This window comes from Thiobacter subterraneus (assembly GCF_055379455.1).
This window is the reverse complement of the sequence record NZ_AP042402.1, coordinates 1,212,265-1,227,241: the sequence shown is the minus strand read 5'-3', so window position 1 is coordinate 1,227,241 and position 14,977 is coordinate 1,212,265. Positions and strand designations below refer to the sequence as shown.

At 67.5% G+C, this 14,977-nt stretch carries 13 protein-coding genes; 10 read left to right on the top strand and 3 right to left on the bottom strand.

The window, feature by feature from the left end:
- Window position 1: 1 nt before the first annotated feature.
- The 5 genes from ACZ42P_RS06120 to ACZ42P_RS06100 all read left to right on the top strand — a co-directional run bounded on the left by ACZ42P_RS06120 (window position 2) and on the right by ACZ42P_RS06100 (window position 3,060).
- Entirely contained in the window at window positions 2–448 is a 447-nt protein-coding gene (locus tag ACZ42P_RS06120; RefSeq protein ID WP_464899194.1) for an SH3 domain-containing protein, read from the top strand.
- A gap of 7 nt (window positions 449–455) precedes the next feature.
- Window positions 456–1,451 carry an NAD(P)H-dependent glycerol-3-phosphate dehydrogenase gene (locus ACZ42P_RS06115; protein ID WP_464899193.1) on the top strand — a complete coding sequence of 332 codons (996 nt, stop codon included), beginning with the start codon at window positions 456–458 and terminating at the stop codon, window positions 1,449–1,451.
- A 43-nt stretch (window positions 1,452–1,494) separates the two neighbouring features.
- On the top strand, window positions 1,495–1,701 hold the full coding sequence (locus ACZ42P_RS06110; protein ID WP_464899192.1) for a hypothetical protein: 207 nt from the start codon (window positions 1,495–1,497) through the stop codon (window positions 1,699–1,701).
- Between the two features lie 4 nt (window positions 1,702–1,705).
- A complete protein-coding gene (locus ACZ42P_RS06105) occupies window positions 1,706–2,176 on the top strand; it encodes a hypothetical protein (RefSeq protein ID WP_464899191.1) in 471 nt (156 codons plus the stop codon).
- Between the two features lie 71 nt (window positions 2,177–2,247).
- The gene (locus tag ACZ42P_RS06100; RefSeq protein ID WP_464899190.1) at window positions 2,248–3,060 is read left to right on the top strand and encodes an NYN domain-containing protein; all 813 of its coding nucleotides are present in this window, start codon (window positions 2,248–2,250) and stop codon (window positions 3,058–3,060) included.
- Window positions 3,061–3,066: 6 nt separating this feature from the next.
- Here the strand turns inward: ACZ42P_RS06100 and ACZ42P_RS06095 are convergent, their stop codons facing one another.
- On the bottom strand, window positions 3,067–4,197 hold the full coding sequence (locus ACZ42P_RS06095) for a hypothetical protein (RefSeq protein WP_464899189.1): 1,131 nt from the start codon (window positions 4,195–4,197) through the stop codon (window positions 3,067–3,069).
- Between the two features lie 131 nt (window positions 4,198–4,328).
- Between ACZ42P_RS06095 and ACZ42P_RS06090 the strand changes: the two genes are divergently transcribed.
- Window positions 4,329–4,817, top strand: a complete 489-nt coding sequence (locus ACZ42P_RS06090) for a redoxin family protein (RefSeq protein ID WP_464899188.1) — start codon at window positions 4,329–4,331, stop codon at window positions 4,815–4,817.
- A gap of 104 nt (window positions 4,818–4,921) precedes the next feature.
- Here ACZ42P_RS06090 and ACZ42P_RS06085 read toward each other — a convergent pair whose 3' ends face one another.
- Window positions 4,922–6,286: a TrpB-like pyridoxal phosphate-dependent enzyme gene (locus ACZ42P_RS06085; RefSeq protein ID WP_464899187.1), complete on the bottom strand. Its 1,365-nt coding sequence runs from the start codon at window positions 6,284–6,286 to the stop codon at window positions 4,922–4,924.
- A 210-nt stretch (window positions 6,287–6,496) separates the two neighbouring features.
- Window positions 6,497–7,873, bottom strand: a complete 1,377-nt coding sequence (locus ACZ42P_RS06080; protein ID WP_464899186.1) for a cation:proton antiporter — start codon at window positions 7,871–7,873, stop codon at window positions 6,497–6,499.
- Between the two features lie 237 nt (window positions 7,874–8,110).
- Between ACZ42P_RS06080 and aceB the strand changes: the two genes are divergently transcribed.
- The 4 genes from aceB (at window position 8,111) to ACZ42P_RS06060 (ending at window position 14,959) form a co-directional block, all read left to right on the top strand.
- Window positions 8,111–9,718: a malate synthase A gene (gene aceB / locus ACZ42P_RS06075; RefSeq protein WP_464899185.1), complete on the top strand. Its 1,608-nt coding sequence runs from the start codon at window positions 8,111–8,113 to the stop codon at window positions 9,716–9,718.
- Between the two features lie 124 nt (window positions 9,719–9,842).
- The gene (locus ACZ42P_RS06070; RefSeq protein ID WP_464899184.1) at window positions 9,843–12,059 is read left to right on the top strand and encodes a phosphoketolase family protein; all 2,217 of its coding nucleotides are present in this window, start codon (window positions 9,843–9,845) and stop codon (window positions 12,057–12,059) included.
- A gap of 67 nt (window positions 12,060–12,126) precedes the next feature.
- A complete protein-coding gene (locus ACZ42P_RS06065; protein WP_464899183.1) occupies window positions 12,127–13,434 on the top strand; it encodes a four-carbon acid sugar kinase family protein in 1,308 nt (435 codons plus the stop codon).
- Window positions 13,376–14,959 carry an FAD-linked oxidase C-terminal domain-containing protein gene (locus tag ACZ42P_RS06060; RefSeq protein ID WP_464899182.1) on the top strand — a complete coding sequence of 528 codons (1,584 nt, stop codon included), beginning with the start codon at window positions 13,376–13,378 and terminating at the stop codon, window positions 14,957–14,959. Before ACZ42P_RS06065 ends, ACZ42P_RS06060 begins: the two co-directional genes overlap by 59 nt.
- The last annotated feature ends 18 nt before the right edge of the window (window positions 14,960–14,977 follow it).

The window sequence follows — 14,977 nt, the reverse complement described above, 5'->3', positions numbered from 1 at the left end:
CATGACCCACGGTTTCCGGCTGGTGCTGTGGGCGCTCGCCCTGGGGCTGGCTGGCCCCGCGGCGGCCGCGGAATACCGTTCCGTGGCGGTGGACGCCGCCATTCTCTACGACGCCCCTTCCACCCAGGCGCGCAAGCTCTATCTGTTGTCCCGCGACTATCCGGTGGAAATCATCGTCAGCCTGGACAAATGGGTGAAGGTGCGCGACGCCACTGGCGCCCTGGCCTGGGTGGAAACCGGCAAGCTGGCTGCGCGCCGCACCCTGCTGGTGACCGCGCCCGTGGCAGAGGTGCGCCAGGCGCCCCAGGCTACCGCGCCGGTGGTGTTCCGGGCGGAAAAGGACGTGGTCCTGGAACTGGTGGAATTCACGGGCGATGGCTGGGTGCGGGTGCGGCATCGCGACGGTCTCGGCGGTTACGTGCAGATGAACCAGCTGTGGGGTCTGTGAGGCACGCATGAAGATCACCATCCTCGGGGCCGGCGCCTGGGGCAGTGCGCTCGCCATCAGCCTGGCGCGCGGCCACGAGATCACGCTGTGGTCGCGGGATGCCGCGCATCTCGCCGGGATCGCCCGCACCCGGCGCAACGACCGTTATCTGCCGGGTTTCGAACTGCCGCCGGCGGTGCGCGTGGAGCCGGAGCTGGCGCGCGCCATCGGCGGCGCCCAGCTGGTGCTGGTGGTGGTGCCCACCGCCGGCTTCCGCGCCACTTTGCGTCAGCTTGCCGCCTGCGACATCGCCGTGCCGGTGATTTGGGCCGCCAAGGGCTTCGAGCCGGAGACGGCCAAGCTGCTGCACCAGGTGGCGGAGGAGGAACTGCCGGGGGGCCTCGAGCGCGGTGTGCTGTCCGGGCCGAGCTTCGCCCATGAAGTGGCCCAGGGCCTGCCGTGCGCGCTCACCCTGGCCGCGCGCGAGCCGGAGTTCGCGCGCCACACGGCGGTGGCGCTCAACCACAACCGCATGCGCGTCTATTCCTCCACCGATGTCATCGGCGTCGAGCTGGGGGGCGCGGTGAAGAACGTCATGGCCATCGCCGCTGGCATCTCCGATGGCATGGGTTTCGGCTACAACGCGCGCGCCGCCCTGATCACCCGGGGTCTCGCGGAAATGACCCGGCTGGGCCTGTGTCTGGGCGGGCGGCTGGAAACCTTCATGGGGCTGGCCGGCGTGGGCGATCTCATCCTGACCTGCACCGGGGATCTGTCGCGCAACCGCACCGTGGGCAAGCAGCTCGCCGCGGGACGCGATCTCGCCACCATCCTGGGCGAACTGGGCCACACGGCGGAAGGCGTGCACACCTGCGCCGAGGTGCTGCGCAAGGCGCGCGAGCTGGGGATCGAAATGCCCATCACCCAGGAGGTCTACCGGGTGATGTTCGAGGGCCTCTCCCCCCGCCAGGCGGTGGAGGACCTGCTTTCCCGGGAGCCCAAAGCGGAGTATCGTTCCGCCTGATTCCGCCCCCGGCCATGGGCGGCGGGCCAGCCAGGGAGGCGCCATGACCAAGTTCGAGTTCGCCATCCGCACCCGGGGCGGGCAGCGGGTGGACCGCATCGTCATCCAGGCCCGGGACCGGGAATCGGCCGAGCGGCGCCTGCGCCAGATGTATCTGCACTGCGAGATCCTGGAATGCCGCGAAAGCCCGGTGGACCTGCGTCAGGAGAGCCTGGACGTGGAAGGCATCATCAATCTCATCACGAAGTGAAGCCATGCACACCCCTGTTTCCGACGACCCGCAGGCATTTGACAATCCGCTGCAACTGGCGGGCAGCGAAACCCTGATCTGCCGCTGCGGCTGCGGCCGGCCCTATACCGTCTCCGGCGGCACCATCCACTACGGCGAACAGCGCGAGGTGCAGTTCGAGTTGGCCTTCGTCAGCCATTCCGACACCGACCGCCACCTGTGGCTGGCGCTCATCACCGGCCCCTGGCGCGATGACGATGCAGGCGAATGCTGGGTGTTCGTGCACGGCCTGCCCCAGGAAAACGGCGTGGCGGGCCGCATCGAGGACGTCGGCGCCAGTCCCTGGGGCGGCATGCCCCTCGGCGGCCGCGCCGTGAGCCGGGACGAAGTCATGGCCAATCCCGCCGCCCGCGACTGGGTGTTCGAGCGGTTCAACGAAGTGATGCAGTATCACCCGGGCATTGCGCCTTTCATTTACCGCGACGAGCAGCCGTGACAGGGCGCCGCCCTTCGCCGTGCGAGTTCGGGGGTCATTGACCCACAGCCTGTCGTTCCCGGAAAGCATCCATGCCTGCGCAACCCGAAATCACCAACATGGCGCTGTTCTGCGATTTCGAGAACATCGCCCTGGGCGTGCGCGACGCCAAGTACGCCCAGTTCGACATCCGCAAGGTGCTGGAGCGTCTGCTGCTCAAGGGCTCCATCGTCGTCAAGAAAGCCTACTGCGACTGGGAGCGCTACAAGGAGTTCAAAGCGCCCATGCACGAGGCCGCCTTCGAGCTGGTGGAAATCCCCCACGTGCGCCAGTCCGGCAAGAATTCGGCGGACATCCGTCTGGTGGTGGATGCGCTGGATCTCTGCTACACCAAGCCCCACGTGGACACCTTCGTCATCATCAGCGGCGATTCGGATTTCTCGCCCCTGGTCTCCAAGCTGCGCGAGAACAACAAATACGTGATCGGCATCGGCGTCAAGGCCGCCACCTCCGACCTGCTCGCCGCCAACTGCGACGAATTCATCTTCTACGACGACCTGGTGCGCGAGCAGGAGGCCAAGAAGAAACGCAGCCGTTCCAAGGCGCAGAAGACGCCTGCCGGCGAGAAAGCCGCCAGCGCCAAGCCCGAGGAGGACCGGCGTCAGGAAGCCCTGGATTTCCTGGTGGAGACCGTGGAGGCCCTGGCCGCCGAGCGGGGCGGCGAAGAGAAGCTGTGGGGCTCGCTGGTGAAGCAGGCCATGAAGCGGCGCAAGCCCGGCTTCAACGAGGCCTTCTACGGCTACCGCTCCTTCGGCGAGATGGTGGAGGACGCCCAGGCCCGCAAGCTGCTTGCGGTGACGCGGGACGAAAAGACCGGCCAGTACATGCTGCGTCTGCCGGGGTGAGGCACGTCACCGACCCGGCAGCTGGCGCAGGATCAGCATCTGCCGCGCGATGGGCTCGAACACGGGCGCGAGCTTGTTGCGCAGCAGGGCGTTGACGGCGGTGGTCCGGCGCAGGATGTTGTAGGCCACCCACTCGTTGACGCCCGCAAGGGTGAGCATGGCGGTGATTTCCGGTTGCAGCGCCGGCACGGTCGCCACCAGTTCCCGGAGGGGGGCGGGCGCATCGGCTTCGGTGAGCAGCGCCTCGGCGCGGGCGGCCAGCTCCGGCATCTCGCGCGGCCGGTCCTCCGCCAGGCTGATGGCGGCGAAATAGCTGCGCAGGCTGTTGAGCAGGGCACTGACGATCTCATGGGTGCCGGGCCGCTGCATGGCTTCCTCCACCGCGGCGAGGAAGGTCTGGCCGGGGCCGGACAGCAGGCGGTCGAGCTGCGTGGCGTAGGGGTTGCCCGCCCCGATCAGCGGCGCCAGCCGCGCGTGCACCGTGTCGTAATCGCAGCGCGCGGGCTTCTGCTGGGGCAAGCGGTCCGGCCGTTGCTCCAGGAAGGCGATGTAGTAGGCGCCATGCTGCTTGCCCCGCGCCCAGAGCTTGTTCTGCGCCGCCTCGTCCACCAGGTCGAACCACAGCAGGGCACGCACGGTGTCCATGATGGCCACCACGTTCTCCTCGAACGGCAGGTGTTCCACCAGGAATTCCGCCAGGATGGGCCCCATGGTCCCCCGCGCCACCGCTTCCTTTTCCAGCATGCAGCGGGCGTTCTCGATGGTGGGCATGGCCCACCAGGCCCGGCGGGCGATCTCGTCGGTGAGGCCGGGCGCATTGACCACCGCCACCACGGCTTCCGGCTCACCCAGCTTGAGCAGGGGTTCCAGGTTTTCGTCGCGCATCTGGCCCATGCGCGTCCAGCGGCGCAAATACACCGGGTAGCCTTCGGGCGAGTCCAGGGCATGCTCGGCCAGGGTCTGCTTCACCAGCTTGAGATAGGCTTCCTCGCGGGTGTTGGGATGCAGCTTGACCTTGGCCTCGCCCTTTTCCGTGAGGGCGTGCACGGTCATGGTGGAAGTGTCGATGCGCACCGCCTGAACGCCGGCGGCGAGCAGCACGTTCAGGCAGAAGGCGTCTTCCTGGGTGAGTTCCATGGCGGCCATCGGGAAAGGACCCGATTATACCGGAGGGATGCCTGCTGCTTGCCACCGACGGCGTCGCGGTTTTTGCCGGAATGGGCGTTTGCTACACTGACCGGCCCCGGTTTTTGTGCGAGGAGACGATCATGATCCAGCCCGGTGACAAGCTTCCGGAAGCCACCCTGTTCGAAATGACCCCGGAGGGCCCCCAGCCCGTGCAGGTGAGTGCCTTCACCCGCGGCCGCCGCGTGGTGCTCTTTGGTCTGCCCGGGGCGTTCACACCCACCTGTTCCGCCAAGCACCTGCCCGGCTATGTTTCCCTGGCGGACCGGCTCAAGGCCAAGGGCATCGACGAGATCGTCTGCCTGTCCGTGAACGACGCCTTCGTGATGGGTGCCTGGGGCAGGGAGCAGGGCGCCGAGGGCAAGGTGCGCATGCTTGCCGACGGCAATGCGGATTTCTGCCGGGCCATGGGCCTGGAGCTGGATCTGCGGGAGCGGGGCATGGGCATCCGCTGCCAGCGCTTCTCCATGCTGGTGGAAGATGGCGTGGTGAAGGCCCTCAACGTGGAAGCGCCGGGCAAGTTCGAGGTGTCGGACGCCGAGACCATGCTGGCCCAGCTCGACCGGCTGTAACCGGCCGGCGCAAAACCGCTGCGGGGCCCGGCGCGGGCCACCCCGCCCGGCGGCCCGGGTTGCGGCCACCGACCGCTCCCACGGCCTCCGAAACCGAGGATGTGCTAGGCCACCTTGGGCAGACGGGCGAGGGCGGCCTGCACCGCTTCCGCCGGATATTCGAAATCCTCCAGCTTGCCGGCGAAGTAGCTCTCATAGGCGCTCATGTCGAAATGACCGTGGCCGGAGAGGTTGAAGAACAGCACCTTGGGTTCGCCGGTCTGCTTACAGCGCAGGGCCTCGTCGATCGTGGCACGGATGCCGTGGCAGGACTCGGGGGCCGGAATGATGCCCTCGGCGCGGGCGAACATCACGCCGGCCTCGAAGGTTGCCAGTTGCGGCACGGCCACCGCCTCGATCAGCTTCTCGTGGTAGAGCTGGGAAACCAGCGGCGAGTCGCCGTGGTAGCGCAGACCGCCGGCGTGGATGCCCGGGGGCATGAAGTCGTGGCCGAGGGTGTACATCTTCATCAGCGGTGTGTAGCCGGTCGCATCGCCGAAATCATAGGCATACACGCCCTTGGTGAGGGTGGGGCAGGAGGCGGGTTCCACCGCGACACAGCGCAACTTCTCGGCGCGTTTGTCTCCGGCCGCCTTGTCGGCGAGGAAGGGGAAGGCCGCACCGCCGAAATTGGAGCCGCCGCCGCAGGGTGCGAAGATCATGTCGGGATAGAGGCCGATCTTCTCGAACTGCTTCTTTGCCTCCAGGCCGATGACGGTCTGGTGCAGCACCACGTGATTCAGCACCGAACCCAGCGCGTATTTGGTGCCGGGAATGGTCACCGCCTCCTCCACCGCCTCCGAGATGGCGATACCCAGGCTGCCGGGATTGTTGGGATCCTTTTCCAGGATGTCGCGACCGGCCTTCGTGAGCGTGCTGGGGCTGGCCACCACCTCGCCGCCCCAGGTCTGCATCATCAGGCGCCGATAGGGCTTCTGCTCGTAACTCACCTTGACCATGAAGATGCGCACCGGCAGCCCGAACATCTGGCCGGCCAGTGCCAGGGACGAACCCCACTGGCCGGCACCGGTCTCGGTCACCAGCCGCTTCGTGCCGGCGATCTTGTTCAGGTAGGCCTGTGCCACTGCGGAATTGGGCTTGTGGGAGCCGGCCGGCGAAACGCCCTCGTACTTGTAGAAGATCCGGGCCGGCGTGCCGAGCATCGCCTCCAGCCGTTGGGCCCGATACAGGGGGCTGGGCCGCCACAGCGCGTAGATCCTGCGCACGTCCTCCGGAATCGGGATCCAGCGTTCACTGGACATCTCCTGTTCCAGGATCGGGCCGGGGAAGATCGCCAGCATCTTGTCCGGCGTGACCGGCTGGCCGTCCGGACCCAGCGGCGGCGCCGGCGGGCTGGGCAGGTCGGCCGCAATGTTGTACCAATGGGTGGGAATTTCGGATTCGTCGAGGACGATGCGTGTTTGGGCCATGGTGTTGTCTCCCCTGCCGGGTGTGATGGATGGGGAATCGTTGCCCCATCGGACGCTGCAGTCAAGAGAGACGCCCGGGCCGGCCCCCTCAGGCAACGGTCCCCGACGCTTTGATGGGCCCTGGTTGCAGGCGGCCCGGCCCGCCGCCCAGGTGCGAAAGCGGGCCGTGGAGGCCCGGCCCCGGCGCATGCGCGGCGAAGGGGGGATTCCCTAAGACGCGCGCCGCTGCTGGCGCCGGATGAGGAGCGCCAGGATCATGGGGGTGAGCAGGGTGGTGAGCATGACCATGATCACCACCACCGAGAATTCCTCCTTCGAGACCACGCCCAGCTGGCTGCCCACCACGGCGAAGATGAGGCCCACCTCGCCCCGCGGGGCCATGCCCCACCCCACCAGCCAGCGGTTGGCCTTGCCTGCCGCCAGGCCTGACACCAGCTTGCCCGCGAAGGCGATGCCGGTGACCGCCAGCGCCACGAGCAGGGTATGCCAGTCGGCGAGGGTGGTGAGATCCACCTGCATGCCCGTGTAGACGAAAAAGAGGGGCACGAACAGATTGGCCACCGGTATGGTGAGACTTTCCAGATGGTGGCGCGCATGTTTTTCCAGCACGCGGGATACGCGCTGGTGCACGTCCTGGGGCGCACCATCCAGGGCGGCCCGCACCTCCGGCACCACTTCAAGCTGGTCGTAATCCCGGAAGATCACCTCGTCCAGAACCAGGCCCGCGGCGAAGGCGCCGACGATGGGGGCCAGTCCGATCTCGGCCGCCAGCCAGGCCAGCACCAGGCAGGTACTGATGGCCACGGCGAATTTCATGCCCACCCCGGTGTGGATGCGGGCGAAGCCGCGGCTCATGAGGGGGGCGAGGCGCTGGCCGATGATCACCGCTCCGGCCAGGAACAGGATGGCCTTGAGGATGATCCAGCCCACGTCCAGCAGGCTTACGCTGCCCGTGGTGACGATGCCCGACACCACCGCCAGGATGATCAGACCGATCACGTCGTCGATCACTGCCGCCCCCAGCACGATCTGCGCCTCCGGCGACTTGAGGGCATTCATGTCCTTGAACACGCGCGCGGTCACGCCCACGCTGGTGGCGGTGAGGGTGGCGCCCAGGAACAGATGGCCGTTGAAATCCATGTCCGGGAACAGATAGGGTCCCAGCAACACACCCAGGGCGAAGGGGGCGGCCACCCCCACGCAGGCCACCAGGAAGGCGCGCCAGCCCACCTTGCGCATGGTGTGCACGTCGGATTCCAGGCCGATCTGGAACAGCAGGACGATCACCCCGAACTCCGCCAGAAACTTGAGCACCTCGTCGTGGCGTGCGGCCTCCAGCCCGGTGATGCCCACCAACGCCAGGTTGCCGAGGAGGATGCCGGCCAGCAGCTCACCCACCACGGCGGGCTGGCCAAAGCGTTCCACCAGGCTGGAAAGCTTGGCACTCATGAGCAGCAGGGCGATCCAGGCGAGGTGCAGGGCGGTGGCACTGCTGCCCGCGGCCAGCGCGGTATGGGGCAGCAGGGTGGCCAGTCCCACGAGCAGGGCCAGGGTGCGGCAAGGGCGTCGGCGGGGTGTAGGGTGCATGGTGTGCTGTGGCAAGGGTCAGATGGTCGAAAGTTGCGTCGTTGTTCTGGATCGTCCGTCAGGGCGCGGGAGGGCGCGCGATCGCCGCGGAGGCACGCAGGGCCTCCATGGCCCCCTGCATTGGCGGTGCCCCGGCGGGGACCCCAAGCATGCGCCGGCCCAATGGACCATGCGGGATTATATCAGCGCGGGGTGGATGACGTGGCCTATATTGGGACAAGGAACCAAGGAGGCCCCATGCAACGACACGCGCAACCCACCACCGGCATCGAGCTCACGGGCGCCCGCGCCGAGCCGTGGCAGGACATCCTCACCGAAGGCGCCCTGGATTTCCTGGAAGCCCTGCACCGCCGTTTCGAGACCCGGCGCGAGGCGCTGCTCAATGCCCGCGCCGAGCGGCAGGCCCGCTTCGATGCGGGGGAGGATCCCGACTTCCTGCCGGAGACGGCCCCGCTGCGGGAGGCAGAGTGGAGCGTGGAACCCCTGCCGGACTGGCTGGCCGACCGGCGGGTGGAGATCACGGGCCCCGCGGGCGACCGCAAGATGGTGATCAACGCCCTCAATTCCGGCGCAAAGGTTTTCATGGCGGACTTCGAGGACGCCCTCGCGCCCACCTGGGCCAACGTCATGCAGGGGCAGGTCAACATGCGGGATGCGGTGGCCGGCCGCATCGAGTACGTGAGCCCGGAAGGGCGGGAATACCGGCTGGGGCCGCAGCCCGCCCTGCTGTTCGTGCGCCCGCGGGGCTGGCATCTGGTGGAGAAGCACGTCACCGTGGACGGGGCCCCCATTTCCGCCAGCCTGTTCGACTTCGGACTGTTTCTGTTCCACAACGCGAAACCCCTGCTGGCCCAGGGCAGGACCCCCTGCTTCTACCTGCCCAAGCTGGAGAGCCATCTGGAGGCGCGGCTGTGGAAGGACGTGTTCGATTTCGCCGAGGCCACGCTGGAGCTGCCCCGGGGCGCCATCAAGGCCACGGTGCTCATCGAGACCCTGCCCGCCGCCTTCGAGATGGACGAGATCCTCAACGAGCTGCGGGCGCACAGCGCGGGCCTCAACTGCGGGCGCTGGGACTACATCTTCAGCGTCATCAAGAAATACCGGAGACGGCCCGGCTTCATCCTGGCCGATCGCGCCCTCATCACTATGACCGTTCCCTTCATGCGCGCCTATTCCCTGCTCACGGTGAAGACCTGCCACCGCCGGGGCGCCCATGCCATGGGTGGCATGGCGGCGCAGATTCCCATCCGGGACGACCCCGCCGCCAACGAGGCGGCCCTGGCCAAGGTGCGCCACGACAAGGAGCGCGAGGCCATCGACGGCCACGACGGCACCTGGGTCGCCCATCCGGGGCTGGTGCCGGTGGCGCGCGAGGTATTCGACCGCCTCATGCCCCAGCCCAACCAGATCCGGCGCCAGCGCGACGACGTCAACGTGAGCGCCGCGGACCTGCTGGCCTTCGGGCCCCAGGGGCCCATCACCCGCCACGGCCTGCTCACCAACATCGAGGTGCCCGTGCACTACATGGGCGCCTGGCTGGCCGGCCACGGGGCGGTGCCCATCCATCACCTGATGGAGGACGCCGCCACGGCGGAAATTTCCCGGGCCCAGCTGTGGCACTGGATCAGAAGCCCTCTGGGACGTTTCCAGGACGGGGAAAAGATCACCCTGGATCTCGTCCGGTCCCTGATGCCGGAGGCCCTGGATCGCATCCGTGCCAGCCTGGGCGAAGCGCGCTTCGCTGCCGGCCGCTTCGAGCTCGCCGCCCGGCTTTACCTGGAGCTGCTGGAGGACGACCGCTTCGAGGAATTCCTCACCCTGCGCTGTTACGACCACCTCGACTGATTCCTGCGCGCCGCCTTTCCCGCCCGCGCGCCCGTGGGGCGCGCGTTGACTTTTGCCGGTCGGCTGTTATCATTTTCACAACGCAAATCGTGATTTTGCAATGTGAAACAACCGGGAGAACACCATGCGCGCTGCCCACTCGCCCGCGGGCGACCAGATCCCCGCCTTCTGCCAGGGCATCCAGTATTTCGCCGACACCCTGCCTGACCTGGACACCTTTGCCGCCCGGCCCGTGCTGGGGGAGGGCGTGCCCGCCGTCACCGATCCCAACGACCCCCACGCGGTGTACCAGACCCTGCTTGCGGCGGATGCGCTGCGCTACCTCACCCTGCAGGTGACCGGGTCCAAGTCCTCCGGCCATCCCGGCGGCTTCGCCAGTTCCGCCGAAGCCTACGCCGCCATGGTGATGCTGGGACATACCAACATCGTCACCGAGGTGGGTCATCACGCGCCCGGCTTTTACAGCGCCATGTTCCTCGACACCTCGCTGGAGGAAATGGGGATCAGGACGGTGGCGGACATGCGCGCGCGCTTCCGCGAGATGCACGGTCTGCTGGGGCATCTCTCGGGTGCCATTCCGGGGTTGCTGGCGCCCGCCGGCCCCCTTGGCCAGGGCCAGCACTTCGCGCTGGCCGGCGCCTACCTGCACCGGGACAAGCTGTTCCCCGTGACCATCGGCGACGGCGGTTTGGGTGAACCCTACATCATGAGTGCCTTCCAGCACTTCAACACCGCCTACCCGGACATCACCAACTTCCTGCCCATCCTGATCTGGAACGGCTATTCCCAGGAACATCACAGCATGTGTTCCACCTGGGACAACGAGCGCATGCTGGACTACTGGCATGCCCACGGCTTCCGGCATGTCTATATCGTCAACGCCAAGGACTTCGACGACGCCAACCAGCCGGGGGAATACGTGGACAGCACCAAGTTCTCCTGGCAGCGCCGGCTGGAATTCGTGGGCTTTCTGCTGCGTGCCGCCAAGGTGGCGGCGGACTACGCCATGAACGGCGAGATGACCGCGCTCATCGTCAAGCAGCTCAAGGGCGCGGGCGTGCATGCCCTGGGCGCCAAATCCCACAATCTCTACGCACACCACACGCTGGAGAGCGAGGACGTGAAGAGCGCGCTTCAGCGCCGGGCGCTGCCGCCCCAGGCCTGGCGGGTGGTGCGGGAAAACTTCCGCCATGCGGGTGGCGGCCCGGCGGTGAAGACCGTGGTGACCGAGTTCGAGCTGAAGCTGCCGGCCCTGGGCAAGCTGCCCCTGCACGAGACCAAACCCGGCAGCGAAAACAAGGTGCCCACCACCGCCTTCGGCGAGTTGGTGGCCGCGGTGGGGAAGAAAGATGCCCGGTTCATCGTCACCAATGCCGACGGCAACGAGGCCTCGGGCATGGCCAACATCAACAAGGCCCTGATCATCCGCCATCCCACCCAGGACGACCTCTACTTCCAGGGGCCGGCCGGCCAGGTGTACGAACCCCTCAACGAGGATGCCTGTGCGGGACTCGCGGCGGCGATCGCCCTGTTCGGCGGGCGCGCCCTGTGGTGCTCCTATGAATCCTTCGCCATCAACGGCCTGCCCATCTGGCAGACCGTGACCCAGGCCATGGCCGAGCTGCGGCGCCGCACGCCGGCGGCGGTGGCCCTGTTCACCGCCGGGGCGCTGGAGCAGGGGCGCAACGGCTGGACCCACCAGCGGCCGGAGATCGAAGCCTATTTCGCCGCCATGATGCGCAACGGCAACGTCTATCCCCTGTTCCCGGTGGACGCCAACATGATCCAGGTCTGCTACGAATGGGCGCTGAACCAATACAACAAGGGCATCATCATCACGGCCTCCAAATCGCCGCTGCCGGTGCGCACGACCCTGGAACAGGGGCGGCGGGCGGTCGAGGAAGGTGCCATCGTGCTGCAGGAAACCCCGGGGCGGGGCATGGTGGTGTTCGCTGTCACCGGCGACATGGTGCTGCTGCCTGTGTTCGAGGCCGCGCGCAGACTGAAGGAGCAGGGCATCGGCTCGCGCATCGTGGCCGTGGTCAATCCCCGCCGGCTGTACCGCCCCACCGATGTGGCCTGGGAGACGGTGGCCCAGCCCGACGGTGTGTTCATGAGCCGGGAACGCTTCGACGAGCTGTTCCACGGCGATGTGCTGCTGGGGGTTTCCGGCGGGCCGGGTGCCATGCTGGAGCCTCTGCTGCTGCGCAGCGCCGCCATGATGCGTGACGTATACTGCTGGAAACGCGGCGAGACGGCCGCCGGCCCCGACCAGCTGCTGGACTTCAACAGCCTGAATGGGGAGGCGATGGCCAGGCGGGCGGTGGAGCTGCTGGGCTGAACCAAGCGCCGCGGCGGCAGGCGAACGCTTTTTCCCCGGGCCTCCTGGCTTCGGGTGGTGAACCGACATGCAACCAAAGATCATCGTTCTGGACGACGACCCCACCGGTTCCCAGACCGTGCACAGCTGCCTGCTGCTCACGCGCTGGGATGCGGACACTCTGCGCCTGGGACTCGGGGATGCCTCGCCCATTTTCTTCATCCTCACCAACACCCGCGCCATGGATGCGGAGCAGGCGGCGGCGGTCACCTGGGAGGTGTGTCACAACCTGAAAGAGGTGCTGGCAGGCTTCGAGCGTCCCGTGCTTTACGTGTCCCGTTCCGATTCCACCCTGCGCGGCCACTATCCCGTCGAGACGGATGTGATGGCGCGGGTGCTGGGGCCCTTCGACGCCCATTTCCTGATTCCCGCCTTCTTCGAGGGCGGGCGCTTCACGGTGCGCGGCATCCATTACGTGCGCGTGGGGGACAAGGCAGTGCCGGCCCACGAGACGGAGTTCGCCCGGGATTCGGTGTTCGGCTACCAGCACAGTTACCTGCCGGCCTACGTGGAGGAAAAAACCCACGGCCGCATCCGCGCCGATGAGGTGGTGCATTTCCCCCTGGAGGAGATCCGCACCGGTGCCACCTACGACAAGCTCATGGCGCTCAACGACAATGCCTGCTGTGTGGTGGATGCCGAGCGCCAGGAAGACCTCAACATGTTCGCCGATGAAGTGCTCGCCGCGGTGGAACACGGCAAGCGCTTCCTGTTCCGCAGCGCGGCAAGCTGGCTCACCGCGCTCACCCGCCTGCCGCCGCAGCCGGTGCCCCCGGAGCGCATGGGTACCTACGTGAAGCCCGGCCGGCCGGGCATCGTGGTGGTGGGCTCCCACGTGAAGAAGACCACCGAGCAGCTGCAGGCGCTCCTGCGTCAGCCGGGCATCGTGCCGGTGGAAGTGGACGTGAACCTGCTGCCGGAGCGCCACGACACCCTGCTGGAGCAGGTGGTGGCGCAGGTGACCCGGGCCCATGGCACGGGTGCCACGCCGGTGGTCTATACCTCGCGCACCGAGCGCCAGTTTCCGGACACTGCGGCGCGCCTGCGCTTCGGGGAGCAGGTCTCGGATTTTCTCATGGCCGTGGTGCACCGCCTGCCGCCCACCATCGGCTACATCGTGAGCAAGGGGGGCATCACTTCCAACGACATGCTGTCCAAGGGCCTGAAACTTGCCGCCGCGCGCATCGTCGGCCAGATCCTGCCGGGCTGCTCGGTGGTGCTCACGCCGCCCGACCATCCCCATTTGCCGGACATTCCTGTGGTGATCTTCCCGGGCAATGTGGGCGACGAGCAGGGGCTGGCCACAGTGTACAATCGCTTGCGAACCGCTTCCTAAAACGCAGGGCACACCGGGGAGGCGGCGGTTTCCCCGGGTTCCTTGTGTGGCCTGCCGAAAGTCCCGTGCCGTGAAATCCGACCGCATCCACAAGCGCCTGCGCGAGATCCTGCCGCCCGGGGCGCTGCTCACCGAGCGGGAGGATGTGGCGCCCTACGAGACCGACGGCCTCACGGCCTTCCGGCGGCTGCCCATGATGGTGGCCATCCCCGAGACGGAAGAACAGGTGCGGCAAATCCTGCGCGCCTGCCACGAGGAAGGCGTGCCGGTGGTGGCGCGTGGTTCGGGCACCGGCCTGTCGGGCGGCGCCCTGCCCCACGAGGAGGGCGTGCTGCTCTCCCTGGCCCGCTTCAACCGCATCCTCCACATCGATCCCCTGGCCCGCCTCGCACGCGTGGAGCCCGGGGTGCGCAATCTGGCCATCTCGGAAGCGGTCGCCCCCTACGGTCTCTACTATGCCCCGGACCCTTCCAGCCAGATCGCCTGTTCCATCGGCGGCAACGTGGCGGAGAACTCCGGCGGCGTGCATTGCCTGAAATACGGACTCACGGTGCACAACATCCTGGCCCTGCGCGTGATCACCATCGAGGGCGAAGTGCTGGAGATCGGCTCCGAGGCGCTGGATGCACCGGGTTACGACTTTCTCGCCCTGATGACCGGCAGCGAGGGCATGCTGGGCGTGATCACCCAGGTCACGGTGAAGCTTTTGCCCCGGCCCGAGCGTGCCCGGGTGATCATGGCCGGCTTCGACGACGTGGAACGGGCCGGCGCGGCGGTGGGGGCCATCATCGCCGCGGGCATCATTCCCGCCGGCCTGGAAATGATGGACCGGCCGGCCATCCACGCCGCGGAGGATTTCGTGCATGCCGGCTATCCCCTGGACGTGGAGGCCATCCTCTTGTGCGAGCTGGACGGCACTGAGGCCGAAGTGGCGGAGGAAATGGCGAAGGTGCGCGAAATTTTGGCGGCGGCCGGCGCCACCCGCCTGCGCGAGGCCCGGGACGAGGCGGAGCGGCTGCGCCTGTGGGCGGGACGCAAGGCCGCCTTCCCCGCCGTGGGGCGCATCTCCCCCGACTACTACTGCATGGACGGCACCATTCCCCGCAAACGCCTGCCCGAGGTGCTGGCACGGATTGCGGCCCTGTCGCGGGAGTACGGGCTGGCGGTGGCCAATGTCTTCCACGCCGGCGACGGCAATCTCCACCCCCTCATCCTCTACGATGCCAACAAGCCGGGCGAGCTCGCGCGCGCGGAAGCCTTCGGGGCCAGAATCCTGGAAGCCTGCGTAGAAGCGGGCGGCACCATCACCGGCGAGCATGGCGTCGGCGTCGAGAAGATCGACCAGATGTGCGTGCAGTTCCAGTCCCGGGAGCTCGCGCTGTTCCATGCCATCAAGCAGGCCTGGGATGCCCGGGGGTTGCTCAATCCGGGCAAGGCCGTGCCCACCCTGCACCGCTGCGCCGAATTCGGCGCCATGCACGTCCATGGCGGGCAGCTCAAGTTTCCGGACATTCCAAGGTTTTGACGCATGGCACCGGGAAGT

Coding starts and splice junctions, on each gene's coding strand:
- ACZ42P_RS06120 (WP_464899194.1), top strand. CDS start 2: ATGACCCACGGTTTCCGGCTGGTGCTGTGGGCGCTCGCCCTGGGGCTG.
- ACZ42P_RS06115 (WP_464899193.1), top strand. CDS start 456: ATGAAGATCACCATCCTCGGGGCCGGCGCCTGGGGCAGTGCGCTCGCC.
- ACZ42P_RS06110 (WP_464899192.1), top strand. CDS start 1,495: ATGACCAAGTTCGAGTTCGCCATCCGCACCCGGGGCGGGCAGCGGGTG.
- ACZ42P_RS06105 (WP_464899191.1), top strand. CDS start 1,706: ATGCACACCCCTGTTTCCGACGACCCGCAGGCATTTGACAATCCGCTG.
- ACZ42P_RS06100 (WP_464899190.1), top strand. CDS start 2,248: ATGCCTGCGCAACCCGAAATCACCAACATGGCGCTGTTCTGCGATTTC.
- ACZ42P_RS06095 (WP_464899189.1), bottom strand. CDS start 4,197: ATGGAACTCACCCAGGAAGACGCCTTCTGCCTGAACGTGCTGCTCGCC.
- ACZ42P_RS06090 (WP_464899188.1), top strand. CDS start 4,329: ATGATCCAGCCCGGTGACAAGCTTCCGGAAGCCACCCTGTTCGAAATG.
- ACZ42P_RS06085 (WP_464899187.1), bottom strand. CDS start 6,286: ATGGCCCAAACACGCATCGTCCTCGACGAATCCGAAATTCCCACCCAT.
- ACZ42P_RS06080 (WP_464899186.1), bottom strand. CDS start 7,873: ATGCACCCTACACCCCGCCGACGCCCTTGCCGCACCCTGGCCCTGCTC.
- aceB (WP_464899185.1), top strand. CDS start 8,111: ATGCAACGACACGCGCAACCCACCACCGGCATCGAGCTCACGGGCGCC.
- ACZ42P_RS06070 (WP_464899184.1), top strand. CDS start 9,843: ATGCGCGCTGCCCACTCGCCCGCGGGCGACCAGATCCCCGCCTTCTGC.
- ACZ42P_RS06065 (WP_464899183.1), top strand. CDS start 12,127: ATGCAACCAAAGATCATCGTTCTGGACGACGACCCCACCGGTTCCCAG.
- ACZ42P_RS06060 (WP_464899182.1), top strand. CDS start 13,376: ATGTGGGCGACGAGCAGGGGCTGGCCACAGTGTACAATCGCTTGCGAA.